The sequence below is a fragment of the Variovorax sp. OK605 genome (assembly GCF_900115445.1).
GTDB lineage: Bacteria > Pseudomonadota > Gammaproteobacteria > Burkholderiales > Burkholderiaceae_C > Variovorax.
On record NZ_FOWL01000004.1, the window covers coordinates 473,555 to 493,316 of the forward strand.

Consider the following 19,762-nt stretch of genomic DNA (forward strand, 5'->3'; position numbering starts at 1 on the left):
CATGACCGACACTGCGCCCGACACCTTCGACGCAGTGATCATGGGAGGCGGGCTGGCGGGCCTCACGCTGGCGCTGCAGCTGCGCCAGCGCTTCGCCGACCTGCGCGTGCTGGTGCTGGAGCGCCGCGCGCACCCGGTGCCGCATGCGGCGCACAAGGTGGGCGAGTCGTCGGTGGAGATCGGCGCGCACTACTTCGACACGGTGCTGGGCCTGAAGGCCCACATGGACGAGTCGCAGCTGCGCAAGTTCGGCTTTCGCTTCTTCTTCAGCGAAGGCCGCAGCGACATCGACAACGTCACCGAGATCGGCGCGAGCCGTTACCTCTCGGTGCCCAGCTACCAGATCGACCGCGGCATCTTCGAGAACTTCCTGGCCGAGGAGGCCGCGCGGCGCGGCGTGCGCTTCGTCGACGGCGCGCTGGTGCGCCGCATCGACCTGGCCGACGACCCGAAGGCGCTGCACGCGATCGAATGGACCCGCGGCGAGCACACGCACCATGCGCAGGCCCGCTGGGTGATCGACGCCTGCGGGCGCGCCGGCATGCTCAAGCGCAAGCTGGGCCTGGCCGAGGCGAATGCGCACGACGTGAACGCGGTGTGGTTTCGCATCGGCGAGCGCATCGCCATCGACGACTGGAGCGACAACGCCGAGTGGCGCGCGCGCTGCGACCCGCAGGCGCGCTGGCTGTCCACCAACCACCTGGTGGGCGCGGGCTACTGGGCCTGGCTGATCCCGCTGGCCTCGGGCTCGCACTCGGTGGGCATCGTGGCCGACCCCAGGCTGCACCCACTGGACACCATGGACACCTTCGACAAGGCCATGGCGTGGTTCGCCACCTACCAGCCGCGGCTGCACGAGGCACTGAAGGACAAGCGCCACCTGCTGCAGGACTTCGCGTTCCTCAAGCACTTCTCGCACGGCTGCAAGCAGGTGTTCTCGGGGCGCCAGCGCTGGGCCATGACGGGCGAGGCGGGCCTGTTCCTGGACCCCTTCTATTCGCCGGGCAGCGACTTCATCGCCATCGGCAACACCTACATCACCGACCTGATCGCGCAGGACCGCGCCGGCCGGCCGCTGGAGGCGCGCGCGCAGCTGTACGACCAGCTCTACCACTCGTTCTACGAAAGCACGCTGGCGCTCTACCAGGACCAGTACCCGCTGTTCGGCGACCCCGAGGTGCTGCCGGTGAAGGTGATCTGGGACTACGCCTACTACTGGGGCGTGCTGTCGCAGATCTTCTTCCAGCAGCGCCTGACCGACCTGCACGCGCTGGGCGGCCTGAAGAACGAGATGCAGCATTGCCAGCGGCTGAACTTCGCGGTGCAGAAGCTGCTGCGCCACTGGTCGGCCGCCAGCAGCCGCGCCAACCCGGCCGTGATGCTCGACCAGGCCGCGATGCCGTGGTTCGCCGAACTCAACCGCAGCCTGCGCGACAAGCTGGACGACGCGGCCTTCCGCGCGCGCATCCGCGCCTCGACCGTGCAGCTGCGGCAGCTGGCCGGTGAAATCCTCGAGCGGGCGCGCGCCGCAGACGCTGGCGTGGACGCCGGCGAGCTGCCCGCGTTACTCGCGGAGAATCTCGACCTCCCTCCGGTGGCCACTGGACAGGGCGCTATGCTTTTCGCAGCGAGTCCCGTTGACATGGCCGCCTGAGGTTTACCCAACTTTACGGAGCGTTCAAGCCTGCTTGCTCCCTGTGGACGACCATGAAGCGCATGAGCACCCCCCAACTCCTGATGATCGAAGACGACGCCCGCCTGGCGCAGATGGTGGGCGAGTACCTGACGCAGTCGGGTTTCGCCTTCAACCACGCCGGTGACGGCACGAGCGGCCTCGAGCAGCTGCAGCAGCACGCGCCCGACCTGGTGATCCTCGACCTGATGCTGCCCGACACCGACGGGCTCGAAGTCTGCCGCCGCATCCGCGCGCTGCCCGGCCCGCTGTCCAAGGTGTCGGTGCTGATGCTGACCGCCAAGGGCGACCCGATGGACCGCATCATCGGCCTGGAGATCGGCGCCGACGACTACCTGCCCAAGCCCTTCGAGCCGCGCGAGCTGCTGGCGCGCATCCGCGCCGTGCTGCGCCGGCGCAGCGAGAACGCCACCGAGAGCGAAGCCTCCACGGTGATGCGCTTCGGCACGCTGGAGATCGACCGCAACGCGCGCACCGTGTCGGTGGCCGGCGCGCTGGCCGACCTGACCTCCTACCAGTTCGACCTGCTGGTGGCCATGGCCGAGCGCGCGGGCCGCGTGCTCACGCGCGACCAGATCATGGAGGCCGTGCGCGGGCGCGAGCTCGAGGCCTTCGACCGCTCCATCGACGTGCACATGGGCCGCATCCGCGCGGCCATCGAGGTCGACGCGAAGAACCCCAAGCGCATCCTCACGGTGCGCGGCGTGGGCTACGTCTTCGCCAAGCAGCAAGACTGAGGGCTGCCGATGCTGCGCAGCTTCTATTCCCGGCACCTCTACGTGCGCATCTGGCTGGCGGTGGTCGCCGGCGTGGTCATCCTCACGCTGATGGCCAACTGGATCGTGCGCGAGGCGGCCGAGGCCGAGCGCGAGCGGCTGGCGCCGGTGCCGCGCAACGTGGTGGTGCTCGACGAGCAGGACAAGCAGATCGGCACGGGCACCGCGCTGCGCGTGCCGGGCCAGGGCCTGGAGTTCGACGTGACGCTCGGCGACGGCAAGGCGGTGACGCTGCGCGTGGCGCCGCGCGAGCGGCCCGGCGGCACCGGCGGCTTCGCGCCATGGCGCACGCCGTTCGGGCTGGGCTGGATGATCGCCCTGGTGGGCGTGGCGGTGGCGCTGGGCGTCTACCCGATCGTGCGGCGCATCACGCAGCGGCTGGAATCGCTGCAGCGCGGCGTGCAGCGATGGGGCGAAGGCGATCTCTCGGCGCGCGTGACCGAAGAAGGGCAGGACGAAGTGGCTGATCTCTCCAAACGATTCAACGCGTCGGCGGAACGCATCGAGAAGCTGGTGCGCTCGCACAAGTCGCTGCTGGCCAACGCCTCGCACGAGCTGCGCTCGCCGCTCACCCGCATCCGCATGGGCCTGGAGCTGATGGGCGAGCGCCCGAGCCAGTCGGCGCGCGAGGAAATCTCGCGCAACATCGGCGAGCTCGACCAGCTCATCGACGAGATCCTGCTGGCCAGCCGGCTGGACGCCAGCGAGGCCGACGTGGGCACCGTCGAGGCGGTCGACCTGACCGGCCTGGCCGCCGAGGAGTGCGCGCAGGTGAACGCCGAGCTCGACCTGGCCGCGGGCACCGACAACGCCAACCTCACCGTGCCGGGCGTCTCGCGCCTGCTGCGCCGGGCCATCCGCAACCTGCTGGAGAACGCCCGCCGCTACGGCGCCGGCGAAATTTCGGTGGAGCTGGGCAGCGCCAACGGCTATTCGACGGTGCGCGTCAACGACCGCGGCCCGGGCGTGCCGCCGGCCCTGCGCGAACGCATCTTCGAGCCCTTCTACCGGCTGCCCGGCGCCAGCGAGCGCAACGGCGGCGTCGGCCTGGGGCTGGCGCTGGTGAAGTCGATCGCCGAGCGCCACGGCGGCACGGTGCGCTGCGAGGACCGCCCCGGGGGCGGCGCGAGCTTCGTGATACGGCTGCCTGCGGCTTCGGTGGCCTCGGTAGCCTCGGGGGTGGCGCGCGGCCACTGAGCGTCCCCCGCCCCACCGGGGCTGGTCAGGTTGGCGCCACGGTGCCCACCTAAAATCCCGCCCCTATGCAGAGATCGCACATCGTTCGGCCCGCGGCCATGTTCTGGGGGCTGGTGGTGTTCATGCCGGTCGGCGTCACCTACCTTTCAGCCCTGCTGCTGCTCGCGACCATGCTGCTCGCCGGCGGCTACCGCGAACGCTATGCGCGGCTGCGCGCCAACCCGCTGTGGTGGCCGGTGATGGCCTACCTGGCCTGGATGCTCGTCGTGCTGGCCGTGCGGCCGCACTACCCCGAGACCCCCTCCAACCTGTTCCACGGGCTGCGCATCGGCCTGACGATGCTGATGGCGATGGCGCTCGCGCGCGAGGAGGCCATCTGGGCGCTGCGCGGCTTCCTGCTGATCGCGGCGCTCAACGTGCTGCTGATCGTTCTCTACTACGCCATCGGCTTTCCGGTCTGGTCGCCGCTGCGCGCGGTGGTCATGGAGGTCGGCAACAAGTCGATCAGCAACGCGCTGCTGTTCAGCGTGGTGGCCGCCACGGCCGCCGTGTGGGGCATTGCGCAGATCGCCGCGCACAAGCCGCTGCGCGCCATTCCCGCCTTTCTGCTGATGCTGGGGCTGGGCCTGGTGGTGGCACTGCCGCTGACCTCGCGCACCTCGGTGCTGGCGCTGCTGCTGGTGATTCCGGCGGTGTGCGTGCACCAGTGGCGCAGCCACCTGAAGATGCTCGTGGGTTCGCTGGTGCTGGGCGCCGTGGTGCTCGGCGCGGGGCTCTACCAGCTGCCGCAACTGCAGCACAAGGTGGAGACCGGCGTGCAGGAACTCGAGGAGGCGCAGGCCGGCGCGGTCTTCAAGGGCAGTTGGGTCATCCGCTACTACATGTACCGCGACACCGGCCTCATGATCGCCGACCGCCCGCTCACGGGCTGGGGCATCGGCGGCTGGACCGAGCAGTGGCACAAGCGCGGCCCCGCGCTCTTCGCCGACTCGAACATGCCGCACAACGACTTCCTGTGGGTGGGCGCGCAGGGCGGCCTGCCGGCATTGCTGAGCCTGCTGGTCATCATGGTGGCGGCCGTGTGGCAGGCCTGGAAACGCCCGGACATGGCGGGCCGCTACGCGCTGGCGGCCACGCTGATCGCGCTGATCGCCTCGAGCGTGAACTCGGCGCTGCGCGATGCGCAGATCGGGCTGGCGCTGCTGTGGATCGCCATGGTCTACCTGCGGCTGGCGCAGGAGCGGTTCGACCCGGACCCCTGGCACGACCTGCTGCCGAGGCGCCTGGCGGGCAAGATCTCCAACCCGGGCTGAATCCGCCTGTCGTGCGGTCGCTGCGCCCTGCACAGGGAGTCGCAGTGTCGACCGCAGCGCCGATATCAGTGCCGATATCAGTGCCGATATCAGCGCCGATATCAGCGCCGATATCAGCGCCGCGTGCAGCCTCAACCGTTGGTGTTGTTGTTGCCGCCTGCGCGCCTGGCCTCGGCCGCCGCGTACTGTTTGCCCGCGAAGCCGACGAAGAACCAGATCACCGCCGCGTGCAGCGCTGCCACGAAGAGCAGCACCAGCGCCAGGAAGGGCGCGCCGGCGAAACGGCTGATCGCGAACGTGACGACGACCTGCATGAGGACGTCGATGGCGAGCATGCCGAGGATCGCGCGCTTTTTCTCGTCAGGCGTGAAGTAGCGCCCGTTCTTCTTGGCGAAGTCCATGCAGACCCAGGTCACGGCCGTGAGCAGGGCCGCGACGTTGCCGCTGGTGTTGGACGCGGCTCCCGCCAGGTGCAGCGCGACGGCCACCACGGCCAGCAGCACCAGGTACGCCGCCGCGAAGCGGCGCAGGAGCGCGGGGAGCGTCAATGCCGCGACGACACCGTCTCGCCGGCCTTCAGGCGGTACACCGTGCCGCAGTACGGGCACTTGGCTTCGCCGGTGCGCGCCACGTCGAGGTAGACCTTCGGGTGGTTGTTCCAGAGCTTCATGTCGGCCTTGGGGCTGGGGCAGAACACGCCGCCTTGATGATTGAGCTCCTTGGCCAGGAGTTCGACGACTGCATTGGTGGACATGGGATTCAGACTTTCGTGAGCCAGTGGGCGTACTTGGGATTCTTGCCGTTCACGATGTCGAAGAAGGCAGACTGGATTTTCTCGGTGATCGCGCCGCGCGAGCCGCCGACGCCGCGGTTGCCGATCTCGACGCGGTCGAGTTCGCGGATGGGCGTCACTTCAGCGGCCGTGCCGGTGAAGAAGGCCTCGTCGGCAATGTAGACCTCGTCGCGCGTGATGCGCTTCTGCACCAGCTCCAGGCCCAGGTCCTTGCACACGTGCAGGATGGTGTTGCGCGTGATGCCGTTGAGGGCGCCGGCCGACAGGTCGGGCGTGTACACCACGCCGCCCTTGACCACGAAGATGTTCTCGCCCGCGCCTTCGGACACGAAGCCGCTCGCGTCGAGCAGCAGCGCCTCGTCGTAGCCGTCGTCCAGCGCTTCCATGTTGGCCAGGATCGAGTTGGTGTAGTTGCTCACCGTCTTGGCCTGCGTCATCGTGATGTTGACGTGGTGGCGCGTGTAGCTCGACGTTTTCACGCGGATGCCGCGCTTCATGCCTTCCTCGCCCAGGTAGGCGCCCCACGACCAGGCCGCGACCATGGCGTGGATCTTGTTGCCCTTGGGGCTCACGCCAAGCTTCTCGGAGCCGATCCAGATCAGCGGGCGCAGGTAGCAGCTTTCGAGCTTGTTCTCGCGCACCACCTGTTTCTGGGCCTCGTTGAGCTGTTCCTGCGTGAACGGAATCTTCATGCGCAGGATCTTGGCGCTGTTGAACAGGCGCTCGGTGTGCTCGGCCAGGCGGAAGATGGCCGTGCCGCCGTCTGCCGTCTTGTAGGCGCGCACGCCCTCGAAGGCGCCGCAGCCGTAGTGCAGCGTGTGGCTCAGCACGTGGATCTTGGCGTCGCGCCAGTCCACGAGTTCGCCGTCCATCCAGATCTTGCCGTCACGGTCGTCCAGCGAGGGGGGGATCGAGCTCATTTCCTGATTCCTTTGGGGAGCGGTGTGGGGGTGCGACCCGGGGGAAGTCGCAAAAGCTTTCGATTTTACGGCGGCGGGATTCCCGAGGTGCCCGACAATGATTGGTTGTCCAAACCAGTGGAAAAAGGGTTCCCGTGTCCGTATTCAAGAACGTCATCGTCTATCGCATCGAACCTGCCTGGTCCCAAACACTGGCCGAGGCGGAAGAAGGGCTCGGCAAGCAGCGCTTCGTGCCTTGCGGCCCCTCGCAGGAAAAGTCCGCGGGCTGGGTCGAGCCCCGCGGCGAGGCCAACGGCCCGCTGGTGGAGTCCATCGACGGCCAGTGGCTGGTCGAGTACATGGTCGAAAGCAAGCAGGTCCCCGGCTCCGTGGTGCGCCGCAAGCTCGACGAGCGCTGCGCCAGCATCGAGACCACCACCGGCCGCAAGCCCGGCAAGAAGGAAAAGAAGGAGCTCAAGGAAGACATCACCCTGGAGCTGCTGCCCATGGCCTTCACGCGCAGCGCGCGCGTCACGGTGTGGATCGACAAGGCCGAGAACCGCCTGGTGATCAACAGCGGCAACGCCTCGCGCGCCGACGAAGTGGTCACCAGCCTGGTGAAGTCGTTCGACGGCTTTGCCGTGGCGCTGGTCAACACGCAGATCGAGCCCGCCGCCGCCATGGCCAACTGGCTGCTCACGCAGGAGCCGCCGGCCGGCTTCACGATCGACCGTGAGTGCGAGCTCAAGGCCTCCGACGATTCCAAGGCCGTGGTGCGCTATGCCAAGCACCCGCTGGACATCGACGAGGTGAAGCAGCACATCACCGACGGCAAGCGCCCGACACGCCTGGCCATGACCTGGGACGACCGCGTGTCCTTCGAGCTCACGCAGGGCATGCTGATCCGCAAGATCACCTTCCTCGAAGGCACGGGCGACGGCGCCTCGGGCGGCAAGAAGGAAGACAACTTCGACGCCGACGTGGCCATTGCCACGGGCGAGCTCGGCCAGCTGGTGCCGGCGCTGCTCGACGCGCTGGGCGGCGAGGCGGCGTTCTCGGCGGCGCTGCCGGACGAGGCGGCCAAGCCTGCGGCTGCAACTACCGCTGCTGCTGCTGCGAAATCGAAGGCCCCGAGCGACGAGCCCGAGGAAGAAGACGCGCCGTTCTGACGCGCCTTCGAGCAGACCGCCAGGCTGAGCTTGAGGCTGAGCTTCAGGCCACCAGGTAGGTCTGCGCCAGCCGCACCCAGCAGGCGGCGCCCAGCGGCAGCACGGCGTCGTTGAAGTCGTAGCCGGGGTTGTGCACCATGCAGCCGCCGAACTCGCCCTCCCCGTTGCCGAGCATCAGGTAGCAGCCCGGCAGCGCGGCGAGCATCCAGGCGAAGTCCTCGCTGCCCGCGAAGCCCTTGGGCGCCTGCGTGAGCACGTTCTCCTCGCCCACCAGCTCCGCGCACACCTGCGCGGCCAGCAGCGTCTCGGCCGCGGTGTTGACCACCGGCGGCACCAGCTGGCGGTAGTCGATCTCGGCCTCCACGCCGTGCGCCTGCGCGGTGAAGCCCACGATTTCGCGGATGCGCTGCTCGACCAGCGCGCGCGTCTCGGGCCGCGCCGCGCGCACGTTCAGGCCCAGCGTGACCGACTGCGGAATCACGTTGTGCGTGGCGCCGCCGCGAATGAAGCCGACCGACACCACCGCCGTGTCGTCGGGCGCCACGTTGCGCGCCACCACCGTCTGCAGCGCAGTGACCACCGCAGCGGCGGCGGCGACCGGGTCGCGCGCGCGGTGCGGCATGGCGCCGTGGCCGCCCACGCCCTTGAGGGTGACGTCGGCCACGTCGGACGACAGCGTCACCGGCCCCGTGACGGCCAGCATCGTGCCCACCGGCACGCCGGGCGCGTTGTGCAGCGCGTACACCGCATCGCAGGGGAAGCGCTCGAACAGGCCGTCTTCGATCATCGCGCGCGCGCCGCAGAGGTTCTCTTCGTCGGGCTGGAAGATCAGGTTCAGCGTGCCGTCGAAGTTGCGCGCCTTGGCCAGCGCCTTGGCCGCCGCCAGCAGGATGGCCGTGTGGCCGTCGTGCCCGCAGGCGTGCATGCGGCCCGCGTTGCGGCTCGCGTACGGCAGGCCGGTGGCCTCGGTGATGGGCAGCGCGTCCATGTCGGCGCGAATGCCCAGGCGGCGCGTGCCGTGGCCCAGCTTCAGCTGCGCCACGATGCCGGTCCTGCCGATGCCGGTGTGCACTTCGTAGCCCCAGCTGCGAAGAAGGTTGGCGACGAGTTCGCTGGTGGCGCTGACCTCGAAGCCGAGCTCCGGGTTGGCGTGGATCTGGCGGCGGATGTCGACGAAGGCCTGCGTGTCGACGTCGGCCTGCGGCAGCAGGCGCGACAGGATCTTGTGGGTCTGGGGGCTGAGTTGGCGGGTCATGGAAAGAGGTCCGTTTCAGATAGGTCCGTTGCAGCGATTCAGGCGGCCTTGCGTTCGCGCAGGCTCAGCAGCGCGCCCAGGCTCAGCACGCCGCACACCATCATGTAGAAGGCCGGCGCCATCGGGTTGCCGGTCTTCGCGAGCAGCCAGGTCACGATGAACTGCGAGGAGCCGCCGAACACCGTCACGCCCACGCTGTAGATCACCGAGATGCCGCTGGCGCGCACGCCGGCCGGCAGCATCTCCAGCAGCATCAGGAACATGGGCGTGGTGCCGATGTTCACGCTCGCGGTCAAGAGCGCCGACAGGGCCAGCACCAGCGGCACGCTCGGGTAGTGGCTGATGAGCCAGAACACCGGGTACACGGCGAGCACGCTGAACAGCAGCGAGCCGATCACCAGCGGCTTGCGGTTGGGCAGCCTGTCGGCCAGGCGCCCCGCCACCAGCGACACCACGAACAGCGTGATGCCCGTGACGCAGCCCGACAGCAGCGACAGCGACGGCGGCATGTGCAGCACGCGGATCATGTAGGTGGGCATGAAGAACACCACCAGGTACATGGTGGCCGTGCCCGCGGTGGTGGCCAGGATGCCCTTGAGCACCGTGGGGCCGTGCTCGCGCAGCAGCCGGCCGACCGGGCTCGACTCGTGGCTGTCGGCGGTGTGCGTCTCTTCGAGATTCGCGCGGATATACAGCCCCACGGGCGCGATCAGCAGTCCGAGCAAAAACGGCAGGCGCCAGCCCCAGCTTTCGAGCGAGGCCTGCGGCAGCGCGGCGTACAGCGCGGCGCCGGTGAGCGCGCCCAGCAGCGCCGACACGCCCTGGCTCGCAAGCTGCCAGCTCACGCGAAAGCCGCGGCCCTTCACGCCGCCGGCTTCCATCAGCATCGAGGTGGCCGCGCCCACTTCGCCGCCGAGCGAGAAGCCCTGCAGCAGCCGGCCCGCGACGATCATCAGCGAGCCGAACACGCCGGCCGATGCGTAGCTGGGCGCGAAGGCAATGCACAGCGTGCCGAGCACCATGAGGCCGATGGTCAGCGTCATGGCGGCCTTGCGGCCCTTGCGGTCGGCGTAGTTGCCGATGATCACGCCGCCCAGCGGGCGCATCACGAAGCCGATGCCGAAGGTGGCCACGGCCAGCAGCAGCGAGCCGTAGGGGCTGTCGGAGGGAAAGAACAGCTTGCCGATCAGCAGCGCGAAGAAGCTGTAGACGGTGAAGTCGTACATCTCCAGCGCGTTGCCCAGCGAGCAGGCCGCGATCAGGCGGAACTGGCTCTGCCTGGGCTTGCCGCGAACGGAGGCGGGCGCGGCGCTCGGCGGTGAAGAAGCCCCGATCGGGCTTGCGGGCAATGCGGCTTCGCTCATCTAATGTGTCTCCACGAACAGGTTGCGCAGGATCGGACGACCCCTTTGCGGCGGAGTATTCAGGCAAAGCGCGGCAGCGCAGAATCACAAATTTTCATGCCGATAACCAAATGGAATCCCCGTCATAAAGAGGCGCTGGAGACCATCGGGACAAGTACCAAGGCGGCGCACGCGCGCCCCTTTTTCGAGAGCACGCAGAAAGAACGGCACCACGATGAAGCTGCAACAGTTGCGCGTCCTGCTGGCGGTGGCACAGCACGGCAGCATCCATGAAGCCTCGCGCAGCCTCCACACCACGCAGCCCGCGCTGTCCAAGACCATCTCCGAGCTGGAACGCGAACTCGGCGTGACGCTGATGTCGCGCTCCACGCGCGGCGTGAGCCTCACGGCCTACGGCGTGGCGCTGGTCAAGCGCGCGAGCCTGGTCGAGCAGGAACTGCGGCATGCGCTGGAAGACATCGAGGCGATCCGCGGGCACGACGAGGCGCAGCTGAACATCGGCTTCACCGCGGTGGCGTCGAGCGGGCCGCTGCCCGATGCGATGGCGTCGTTTCGCCAGCGCTTTCCGAACGTGGCGATGCGCGGCTTCGAGCTGCGCCCGCAGCAGATCTTCGAGGGCCTGCGCGAAGGCCGGCTCGACCTGGGGCTGATCTCGACCTGCAACGGGCCGGGCACCAACGTCTTTCAGTGGGAGCCGCTGTTTTCGGTGGCCATGCACCTGTCGGTGCGCGCGGGCCATCCGCTGCGGCGCGTGCGCAAGCTGCAGCCGCTGCTGGACGCCGACTGGCTGGTGCTCGACCCGATCGACGACGCGGGCAGCCCGCTGGTCAGCACGATGCAGATGCACGGGCTGGAGATGCCCAGGCGCATGGTGCAGAGCGCGTCGAACCTGCTGGGGCTGCAGCTGGCCACGCAGACCGACATGATCAGCATGTGGTCGGACTTCGTGTTCCACGGCGCGGGGCCGCTGCGCCTGCAGCCCGGCTTGCTGGAGAAGCTGCCGATCACGGACGAGCTGCCCGATTTCGACGTGTTCCTGGTCTACCGCTCGGCCGACCTGATGACGCACGCATGCGCCGAGTTCGCGAAGGAAGCGCGCCACCAGGCCAAGGCGAACCCGCCGTGGCGGCTGCCGCGGCGCAAGGCCGGGGCCGGGGCCGGGGCCGGGGCCGGGGCCGGGGCCGGGGCCGGGGCCGGGGCCGGGGCCGGCTGAAGCAGGTCAGGCCGCGGGGTTCTGCGTCTCTTCGTCGGCCGCGTTCTCGGGCCGCGTCATGGTCCAGCTCTGCAGCTTGCCGCCCACGAACACGGCGTCGACATACGAATCGCCGCCGTCGGTCCAGCGGTAGTGCTCGGGCTGCTCGTCCTTGGGCGAGCGCAGTTCGCCGAGGGCGCGCGTCATCGCGATCACGTGCATCAGCGTTACTCCGGGCTTGAGCTTGGCGTTGAGCATCACGGCGCTGCCCACGTAGCCCACGGGCCGTTCGGCGGCGCGCTTCAACACCTGCATGGCGCGGTTGAAGTGCAGCAGCAGGAACATGATGATCGCACCGCCGGCCAGGGCGACGCCGCCCCAGCCGCCGCTGCGCCAGGCCAGCCCGAGAAGAAGGATGGCACCGACGGGCACCAGAAATTTCTTGAAATTCATGGCGCGCATTGTCGCCGCCCCGACGTGTGTCACGAAGTAGCGGCCCCGACTACCGCCGGGGGCGCAGGACGGTACTCGGCGCCAAAGACGCATGGCCCGGGAGCGCCAGCGGGCACATTTCGCTTCACGGGCATCAGCCCGGGCCACTGAAAAGCGTATGACCATTCCGCGTTCCGTCACTTTCGTTCGTCTCACCCTCGCCGCCGCGCTCGCCGCCACCGCATTGAGCGGCTGCTACGTCGTCCCGCTCGGACAACCCGCTCCCGCCGTACCGTCTTCGCAGTCGTACGCCGTGGCACCGGGCCCGATCGCACAGACCTTCAACGCGCGGCTGTACCCGTCGAACACCGAAGCCGCGCGCTACGGCGCCGTCGCCGGCACGGTCACGAACGACATGAACGGCCGCGGCCACTTCAACGCGCAGATCGGCGGTGAACAGTTTCAGGGAGAGGCAACACGGGTCGCAGGCTCGCGGGGCACCGGCGTGGCGAATGCCACCGGCAGCCGCGGCGGCAACCTGAGTTGCCAGTACACGATGAACTCGGCCACGTTGGGCAGCGGCCAATGCGTGCTCAACGGCGGACCGGCGTTCACGATGCACATCGGGGGGTAGGAGGGAGGGTAGGCCCGGCGCGCGGATGTGCGCCGGGTCATTTTTTGCCGGCCTGCCGGCAACGGATCAATCGAGGCGGCGGACCACGTCCATCGCCTCTTCGATGCGGTCGACGGCGTGGATCGTCAGCCCTTCGATTTCCTTCGCGCCCTTCCTGGGCGCGTTGGCCTTGGGAACCACCGCCACGCTGAAGCCCAGCTTGGCGGCCTCGCGCAGGCGCTCCTGCCCGCGCGGCGCCGGGCGCACCTCGCCGGCCAGGCCCACTTCACCGAACGCGATGAAGCCCTTGGGCAGCGGCTTGCCGCGCAGGCTCGAGGTGATGGCCAGCATCACGGCCAGGTCGGCCGCGGGCTCGCTGATGCGCACGCCGCCCACCGCGTTCACGAACACGTCCTGGTCCATGCAGGCCACGCCGGCATGGCGGTGCAGCACGGCCAGCAGCATGGCGAGGCGGTCGCGGTCCAGGCCCACCGACAGGCGGCGCGGGCTGGGGCCGCCGTTGTCGACCAGCGCCTGGATTTCCACCAGCATCGGCCGCGTGCCTTCCAGCGTGACCAGCACCACGCTGCCGGGCACCGGCTCGGCGTGCTGGCTCAGGAAGATGGCGCTCGGGTTGGTCACGCCCTTCAGGCCGCGCTCGGTCATGGCGAACACGCCGATCTCGTTGACCGCGCCGAAGCGGTTCTTGATGGCGCGCACCAGGCGAAAGCTCGAGTGCGTGTCGCCCTCGAAGTACAGCACCGTGTCGACCATGTGCTCGAGCACGCGCGGGCCGGCCAGCGCGCCCTCCTTGGTCACGTGGCCCACCAGCACCACGGCCGTGCCGCTGGTCTTGGCGAAGCGCGTGAGGTGCGCCGCGCATTCGCGCACCTGCGCCACCGAGCCGGGCGCGGAGGTGAGCTGGTCCGAATACACGGTCTGGATCGAGTCGATCACCGCGATCGCCGGGCGCGTGGCGTCGAGCGTGGCGATGATCTTCTCCAGCTGGATCTCGGCCAGCACCTGCACCTGCGAGTGATCGAGCCCGAGCCGCTTGGAGCGCAACGCCACCTGCGAGCCGCTCTCTTCACCGGTGACGTACAGCGCGTTCTGCCCCGCGCGCTGCAGCGCATCGACTGCCTGCAGCAGCAGCGTCGACTTGCCGATGCCAGGGTCGCCGCCGATCAGCGTGACGCCGCCCGAGACGATGCCCCCGCCCAGCACGCGGTCGAGCTCGTCGAGCCCGGTGGGCGTGCGCGCGACATCGGTGGCTTCGATTTCGGAAAGCGTCGAGAGCTCCGATGCGCCCGCGAGCGACGCGAACTGCGTGCCGAAGCGGTTGTTGGCCGCGCCGCCCGCGCCCGCCACCTGTTCGACGAGGGTGTTCCATGCACCGCAGCTCGGGCATTTGCCGAGCCACTTGGGGCTGGTGCCGCCGCATTCACTGCAGACGAAAAGTGTTTTGTCCTTGGCCATCCGTCGAGTTTAGGTGTCCGCACAAACCCTGATGACTGCGGCCTAGGAAAGCTTCGGCGAATCATTTAACATGTTAAGTAATTTCAAAGAGAGACTTGCCTTGAGCACGACATTCACGCACCGCAATTTGCCGCGCCTGCTGCTGCAGGCCCGCGAAGCCGTGATGGCCCACACCCGGCCCAGCCTGCGCGAGCACGCGCTGTCCGACCAGCAATGGCGCGTGCTGCGCGTGCTGGGCGAACACGGCGCGGTCGACACTGGCCGTGTGGCGCGCGAGGCCTTCATCCTCGGCCCCAGCCTCACCGGCGTGCTGGCGCGCATGGAGCGCGACAACCTCATCACCCGCGCGCGCGATCCGGCCGACCAGCGCCGCACCGTGGTCGAGGCCACGGCGCACGGCATGAAGCTGGTGAAGCGGCTGTCGACCAGCATCGAGGCGCACTACGACTGGATGGAAGAGTCCCTCGGCAAGGCCAAGCTCACGCAGCTCTACGGGCTGCTCGACGAACTCATCGCACTGGAGCAACCCTCATGAGCAGCGCACCGCATTTCATTCCGACGGGCACGGTGTACGGCACCCTGCTGAACTTTCGCGCCGAGGTCGAGGCGCTCGCGCCGCAGATGACGCAGCCGCCCTACAAGGCACCGCCGAAGGCGCCCGTGCTCTATGTGAAGACGGCCAACACCTGGAGCCCGCACGGCAGCGCCATCGCGGTGCCGGCCGGCGTGCCCGAGGTGGAAGTCGGCGCGAGCATCGGCATGGTGATCGGCGCCGAGGGCGACGTCGAAGGCTTCGTGCTGATGAACGACCTGTCGATCCCGCATGCGAGCTTCTTCCGCCCGCCGGTGAAGTTCAAGTGCGTCGACGGCTTCCTCGGCATCGGCCCCGTGCTGCGCGACGCGCAGGAGGTGGCCGACCCCGCGAGCTTTCGCGCCGAGGTGCGCATCAACGGCGAACTGAAGCAGTCGCTCGACTTCTCGCAGCTCGTGCGCCCCGCACGGCAGCTGCTCGCCGACGTGGGCGATTTCATGACGCTCGCGCACGGCGACGTGCTGCTGCTGGGCTGCGCCCCGGGCCGGCCGCTGGCGCGCGCCGGCGACCGCATCGACATCTCGGCGCCCGGTTTTGAAACCCTCGGTAACACGCTGGTCGACACGCCGGTGAAGGAAGCCGCATGAAGCACGCACGCGTCATCTTCGAAGGCCGCGAACACACCGGCACCGCCCACGAGTTCAACGGCCAGGCCGACGCCGCCGTACGCCTGGACGACGGCCGCGTCGTGCCGCAGGCGCAGCTCACGTGGCTGCCGCCGCTCGCGCCCACGGCACGGCCGCGCACCATCCTCGCGCTCGGCCTGAACTACGCCGACCACGCGAAGGAACTGGAGTTCAAGGCACCGGAAGAACCGCTGGTGTTCGTGAAGGGCCAGAGCGCGCTCATCGGCCACCGCCAGCTCACGCACCGCCCGGCGGGCGTGCAGTTCATGCACTACGAATGCGAGCTCGCCATCGTGGTCGGCAAGACCGCGAAGAACGTGAAGCGTGCCGACGCCTACGGCTTCATCGGCGGCTACACGGTGGCCAACGACTACGCCATTCGCGACTACCTGGAGAACTGGTACCGCCCCAACCTGCGCGTGAAGAACCGCGACACCTGCACGCCGCTGGGGCCGTGGTTCGTCGATGCGGCCGACGTGCCCGACCCGATGGCACTGGCCTTGCGCACGACAGTGAATGGCAAGGTCACGCAGCAGGGCAACACGCACGACATGATCTTCGACGCGCCCTTCCTCATCGAATACTTCAGCCGCTTCATGACGCTCTCGCCGGGCGACCTGATTCTCACGGGCACGCCCGACGGCGTGGTCGACTGCCAGCCGGGCGACGTGATCGTCACCGAGATCGACGGCATCGGCGCGCTGGTCAACACCATCGCGGCGGCCTGAGCCACACGCCACCACACGCCACCGCACACAACTGCCACGCAACTGCCGCGCCGCAACGCGCAACCGAAGCGCGCGACAGCGCACTTCCTCCCTTGCCACATTCACAACCCGATCAGCGGAGACAACACGACATGATCAACGGCAAAAAGCTCCTCCACGTCACGGCCGCCGCATTGGCGCTGGCCGCCTCGGCTGCTGCGTTCGCGCAGGCCACCTACCCCGCCAAGCCCGTGCGCTGGGTGGTCGGCTACCCGGCCGGCGGCGGCACCGACTTCCTCGCGCGCACCGTGGGCGCGCAGGTCTCGCAGCAGCTGAACCAGCCGGTGCTCGTGGACAACCGCCCCGGCGCGGGCGCGATCATCGCGTCGGAGAACGTGGCGCGCTCGGCCGGCGACGGCTACACCGTGTTCTCGGCCGACAACGGCGTGCTGGTCTACAACCCCGCGCTCTACAAGAAGCTGCCCTACGACGCCGAGAAAGACTTCGCGCTGGTCGGCATGATGGGCCGCTCGCCGCTGATCATCACGGCCGCGCCCAATGCCGGCATCGCCGACGCCAAGGCGCTGCTGGCCGCGCTCAAGACCTCGCCCGGCAAGTACAGCATCGCCACGCCGGGCACCGGCAGCCCGCACCACCTGGCGCTCGAGCTGTTCCAGCGCGAGGCCGGCGTGTCGATGCTGCACGTGCCCTACAAGGGCGGCGCGCCCGCGCTGCAGGACCTCATGGGCGGCCAGGTCGCGCTGATGATGCTCGACCTGCCCAGCGGCGTGAGCGCGGTCAAGGCCGGCAAGGTGATTCCGTTGCTGGCCATGTCGGCCGAGCGCGTGCCGCAGCTGCCCAACATCCCCACCGCCAAGGAGCTCGGCTTCGCCAGCGTCGAGGCCTACACCTGGCAGGGCCTGGTCACGCCCGCGGCCACGCCGAAGGAGGTGCAGGCCCGGCTGGGCACCGAGCTGCAGAAGGCCATGGCCGAACCGGGCGTGCGCCAGAAGCTCTACGACGCCGGCTGGGAAGCCCGCCCCGCCGACGCCACCGAAATGACGCGCTACACCGACGCGGAACGCAAGAAATGGCACGCCTTGATCAAGGCGCGCGACATCAAACTCGACTGACCCCGACCGGACACTTCTTCATGCAACAGATCAACCATCTCATCGGCGGCAAGTCCGTCACCGGCAAGGACTACTTCGAAACGGTCAACCCGGCCACGCAGGAAGTGCTGGCCGAAGTCGCCTCGGGCGGCGAGGCCGAGGTGAACGCGGCCGTGGCCGCCGCCAAGGAAGCCTTTCCCAAGTGGGCCGGCATGCCCGCGCCCGAGCGCGCCAAGCTGATCCGCAAGCTGGGCGACCTGATTGCGAAGAACGTGCCCGAGATCGCGCAGACCGAAACCAACGACTGCGGCCAGGTCATCGCCCAGACCGGCAAGCAGCTGATTCCGCGCGCGGCCGACAACTTCTACTACTTCGCCGAGATGTGCACGCGGGTGGACGGCCACACCTACCCCACGCCCACGCACCTGAACTACACGCTGTTCCACCCGGTGGGGGTGTGCGCGCTCATCAGCCCGTGGAACGTGCCCTTCATGACGGCCACCTGGAAGGTCGCGCCGTGCCTGGCCTTCGGCAACACGGCCGTGCTGAAGATGAGCGAGCTGTCGCCGCTCACCGCCGCGCGCCTGGGCGAGCTGGCGCTGGAAGCCGGCATTCCGCCCGGCGTGCTGAACCTGGTGCACGGCTACGGCAAGGAAGCCGGCGAGCCGCTGGTGGCGCACCCCGACGTGCGCGCCATCTCGTTCACCGGCTCCACCGCCACCGGCAACCGCATCGTGAAGAGCGCCGGGCTGAAGAAGTTCAGCATGGAACTGGGCGGCAAGAGCCCGTTCGTGATCTTCGAGGACGCCGACCTCGACCGTGCGCTCGACGCGGCCGTGTTCATGATCTTCAGCAACAACGGCGAGCGCTGCACGGCCGGCTCGCGCATCCTGGTGCAGCAGTCGATCTACGCGGACTTCGCCGCCAGGTTCGCGGAGCGCGCCAAGCGCATCACCGTGGGCGACCCGCTGGACGAGAAGACCATCGTCGGTCCGATGATCTCGCAGGCCCACCTGGCCAAGGTGCGCAGCTACATCGAGCTGGGCCCGAAGGAAGGCGCGACCCTGCTGTGCGGTGGCCTGGATGCACCGTCGAACCTGCCCGACCGCGTTCAGCGCGGCAACTACGTGATGCCCACGGTGTTCGCCGACGTCGACAACCGCATGAAGATCGCGCAGGAAGAAATCTTCGGCCCGGTCGCCTGCCTGATCCCGTTCAAGGACGAGGCCGATGCCATCCGCCTGGCCAACGACATCGCCTACGGCCTGAGCAGCTACGTGTGGACCGAGAACATCGGCAAGGCGCACCGCGTGGCCGCCGCCGTGGAGGCCGGCATGTGCTTCGTCAACAGCCAGAACGTGCGTGACCTGCGCCAGCCCTTCGGCGGCACCAAGGCCTCGGGCACGGGCCGCGAAGGCGGCACCTGGAGCTACGAGGTGTTCTGCGAGCCGAAGAACGTGGCGGTGTCGCTGGGCTCGCACCACATTCCGCACTGGGGCGTGGCGTGAGCCAGGCCCCAAGACTCTCGCTGGGGTGTGGCGTGAGCCAAACCCCAAGACTCTCGCTGGGGCGTGGCGTGAACACGCGGCGTCGCACGCTGCTGCAGGGCGCGGCCGCTTTCGCCGCGCTGCCTTCGCTGGCACGCGCGCAGGCCGCATGGCCCAGCAAGCCGATCCGCGTGATCGTGCCCTTCACCCCCGGCGGCACCACCGACTTCGTCGCACGCCTGGTGGGCGTGGAGCTGTCGAAGGCGCTGGGCCAACCGGTCATCGTCGACAACAAGCCCGGCGCGGGCACGGTGATCGGTGTCGACGCCGCCGCCAAGGCCGCCGCTGACGGCTACACCTTCGTCTGCGTGGCCAACAGCTTCACGGCCAACCAGACGCTGATCCGCAAGCTGCCCTACGACACGCAGAAAGACCTGCGCCCGGTCGCGCTCATGGGCATGTCGGAGCACGTGCTGGCCACGCACCCGAACAGCGGCCTGAAGACGCTCGCCGACCTGCGCAACCAGGCCAAGGCCAAGCCCGGCACGCTGAGCTTCGCCTCCTTCGGCAACGGCACCTCGGCCCACCTGTCGGGCGAGATGCTCAAGCTGCAGATGGGCCTGGACATCGTGCACGTGCCCTACAAGGGGCAGGGCCCGGCGCTCACCGACCTGCTCGGCGGGCAGGTGACGATGATGTTCGGCAACTGGCCCGAGTTCCGCAGCCATGTGCAGAACGGCAAGCTCATCGCATTGGGCATGGCGACCGCGCAGCGCTCCCAATACGCGCCAGCCATACCCACACTGGCGGAACAGGGTGTGCCCATCGAGTCCAATTCGTGGAACGGCCTGCTGGCCCCCGCCGGCACGCCCGACGCCGTGGTGCAGCGCATGAACGCCGAGGTGAACCGCGTGCTGGCCGGGCCGGTGGTGACGCAGGCCTTCCACAAGGGCGGCATCGCGTCGCTGTCGGGCACGCCGGAGCGCTTCGCGGCGTTCATCCAGAGCGAGATCGCGAAGTACGGCGACGTGATCCGCAAGGCCAACATCCAGGTCGAGGGCTGAAC

At 68.7% G+C, this 19,762-nt stretch carries 20 protein-coding genes; 13 read left to right on the plus strand and 7 right to left on the minus strand.

Annotated features, from left to right (window positions below):
- Window position 1: 1 nt before the first annotated feature.
- The 4 genes from BM013_RS13665 to BM013_RS13680 all read left to right on the plus strand — a co-directional run bounded on the left by BM013_RS13665 (window position 2) and on the right by BM013_RS13680 (window position 4,979).
- Window positions 2-1,654, plus strand: a complete 1,653-nt coding sequence (locus BM013_RS13665; protein WP_093127830.1) for an NAD(P)/FAD-dependent oxidoreductase — start codon at window positions 2-4, stop codon at window positions 1,652-1,654.
- Window positions 1,655-1,707: 53 nt separating this feature from the next.
- Window positions 1,708-2,430, plus strand: coding sequence for a response regulator transcription factor (locus tag BM013_RS13670; protein ID WP_093127833.1), 723 nt, complete (start codon window positions 1,708-1,710; stop codon window positions 2,428-2,430).
- Between the two features lie 9 nt (window positions 2,431-2,439).
- Window positions 2,440-3,666, plus strand: a complete 1,227-nt coding sequence (locus tag BM013_RS13675; protein ID WP_093127836.1) for an ATP-binding protein — start codon at window positions 2,440-2,442, stop codon at window positions 3,664-3,666.
- Between the two features lie 65 nt (window positions 3,667-3,731).
- Window positions 3,732-4,979 carry an O-antigen ligase family protein gene (locus BM013_RS13680; RefSeq protein ID WP_256219903.1) on the plus strand — a complete coding sequence of 416 codons (1,248 nt, stop codon included), beginning with the start codon at window positions 3,732-3,734 and terminating at the stop codon, window positions 4,977-4,979.
- Between the two features lie 131 nt (window positions 4,980-5,110).
- Here BM013_RS13680 and BM013_RS13685 read toward each other — a convergent pair whose 3' ends face one another.
- From BM013_RS13685 to BM013_RS13695, 3 genes are read right to left on the minus strand one after another with little or no spacing between them, the layout of a single operon-like run.
- On the minus strand, window positions 5,111-5,527 hold the full coding sequence (locus BM013_RS13685) for an ABZJ_00895 family protein (protein ID WP_093127841.1): 417 nt from the start codon (window positions 5,525-5,527) through the stop codon (window positions 5,111-5,113).
- Window positions 5,524-5,733, minus strand: coding sequence for a zinc-finger domain-containing protein (locus tag BM013_RS13690; protein ID WP_093127844.1), 210 nt, complete (start codon window positions 5,731-5,733; stop codon window positions 5,524-5,526). Before BM013_RS13690 ends, BM013_RS13685 begins: the two co-directional genes overlap by 4 nt.
- Window positions 5,734-5,738: 5 nt before the next feature.
- The gene (locus BM013_RS13695) at window positions 5,739-6,692 is read right to left on the minus strand and encodes a branched-chain amino acid transaminase (RefSeq protein ID WP_093127847.1); all 954 of its coding nucleotides are present in this window, start codon (window positions 6,690-6,692) and stop codon (window positions 5,739-5,741) included.
- 134 nt (window positions 6,693-6,826) lie between these two features.
- Between BM013_RS13695 and BM013_RS13700 the strand changes: the two genes are divergently transcribed.
- Entirely contained in the window at window positions 6,827-7,840 is a 1,014-nt protein-coding gene (locus tag BM013_RS13700; RefSeq protein WP_093127850.1) for a recombination-associated protein RdgC, read from the plus strand.
- A gap of 43 nt (window positions 7,841-7,883) precedes the next feature.
- Here the strand turns inward: BM013_RS13700 and BM013_RS13705 are convergent, their stop codons facing one another.
- A complete protein-coding gene (locus BM013_RS13705; RefSeq protein WP_093127854.1) occupies window positions 7,884-9,095 on the minus strand; it encodes a M20 aminoacylase family protein in 1,212 nt (403 codons plus the stop codon).
- Between the two features lie 38 nt (window positions 9,096-9,133).
- Window positions 9,134-10,459: an MFS transporter gene (locus BM013_RS13710; RefSeq protein ID WP_093127857.1), complete on the minus strand. Its 1,326-nt coding sequence runs from the start codon at window positions 10,457-10,459 to the stop codon at window positions 9,134-9,136.
- Window positions 10,460-10,673: 214 nt separating this feature from the next.
- Here BM013_RS13710 and BM013_RS13715 point away from each other — a divergent pair, with 214 nt between their 5' ends.
- Complete coding sequence (locus BM013_RS13715; RefSeq protein ID WP_093127860.1) at window positions 10,674-11,672, plus strand: LysR family transcriptional regulator; 999 nt, start codon at window positions 10,674-10,676, stop codon at window positions 11,670-11,672.
- Window positions 11,673-11,678: 6 nt separating this feature from the next.
- Here BM013_RS13715 and BM013_RS13720 read toward each other — a convergent pair whose 3' ends face one another.
- Window positions 11,679-12,113, minus strand: coding sequence for a glycerate kinase (locus tag BM013_RS13720; protein WP_093127862.1), 435 nt, complete (start codon window positions 12,111-12,113; stop codon window positions 11,679-11,681).
- Window positions 12,114-12,261: 148 nt separating this feature from the next.
- On the opposite strand from BM013_RS13720, the gene BM013_RS13725 reads away from it, so the two are divergent.
- Window positions 12,262-12,717 carry a hypothetical protein gene (locus BM013_RS13725; protein WP_093127865.1) on the plus strand — a complete coding sequence of 152 codons (456 nt, stop codon included), beginning with the start codon at window positions 12,262-12,264 and terminating at the stop codon, window positions 12,715-12,717.
- Window positions 12,718-12,783: 66 nt separating this feature from the next.
- Here BM013_RS13725 and radA read toward each other — a convergent pair whose 3' ends face one another.
- Window positions 12,784-14,172, minus strand: coding sequence for a DNA repair protein RadA (radA, locus tag BM013_RS13730; RefSeq protein ID WP_093127867.1), 1,389 nt, complete (start codon window positions 14,170-14,172; stop codon window positions 12,784-12,786).
- 100 nt (window positions 14,173-14,272) lie between these two features.
- On the opposite strand from radA, the gene hpaR reads away from it, so the two are divergent.
- From hpaR to BM013_RS13760, 6 genes are all read left to right on the plus strand, one after another.
- Window positions 14,273-14,707 (plus strand): homoprotocatechuate degradation operon regulator HpaR, encoded by a 435-nt coding sequence (gene hpaR, locus BM013_RS13735; RefSeq protein WP_093127869.1) that lies wholly within the window; start codon window positions 14,273-14,275, stop codon window positions 14,705-14,707.
- On the plus strand, window positions 14,704-15,351 hold the full coding sequence (locus tag BM013_RS13740; RefSeq protein WP_093127872.1) for a fumarylacetoacetate hydrolase family protein: 648 nt from the start codon (window positions 14,704-14,706) through the stop codon (window positions 15,349-15,351). The genes hpaR and BM013_RS13740 overlap by 4 nt, the downstream gene beginning before the upstream one ends.
- Complete coding sequence (locus BM013_RS13745) at window positions 15,348-16,118, plus strand: fumarylacetoacetate hydrolase family protein (protein ID WP_093127875.1); 771 nt, start codon at window positions 15,348-15,350, stop codon at window positions 16,116-16,118. Before BM013_RS13740 ends, BM013_RS13745 begins: the two co-directional genes overlap by 4 nt.
- A 131-nt stretch (window positions 16,119-16,249) precedes the next feature.
- Window positions 16,250-17,230, plus strand: coding sequence for a Bug family tripartite tricarboxylate transporter substrate binding protein (locus BM013_RS13750; RefSeq protein ID WP_093127878.1), 981 nt, complete (start codon window positions 16,250-16,252; stop codon window positions 17,228-17,230).
- Window positions 17,231-17,250: 20 nt separating this feature from the next.
- On the plus strand, window positions 17,251-18,717 hold the full coding sequence (gene hpaE / locus BM013_RS13755; protein WP_093127881.1) for a 5-carboxymethyl-2-hydroxymuconate semialdehyde dehydrogenase: 1,467 nt from the start codon (window positions 17,251-17,253) through the stop codon (window positions 18,715-18,717).
- 68 nt (window positions 18,718-18,785) lie between these two features.
- Window positions 18,786-19,760, plus strand: coding sequence for a Bug family tripartite tricarboxylate transporter substrate binding protein (locus BM013_RS13760; protein ID WP_093127883.1), 975 nt, complete (start codon window positions 18,786-18,788; stop codon window positions 19,758-19,760).
- Window positions 19,761-19,762: the final 2 nt, after the last annotated feature.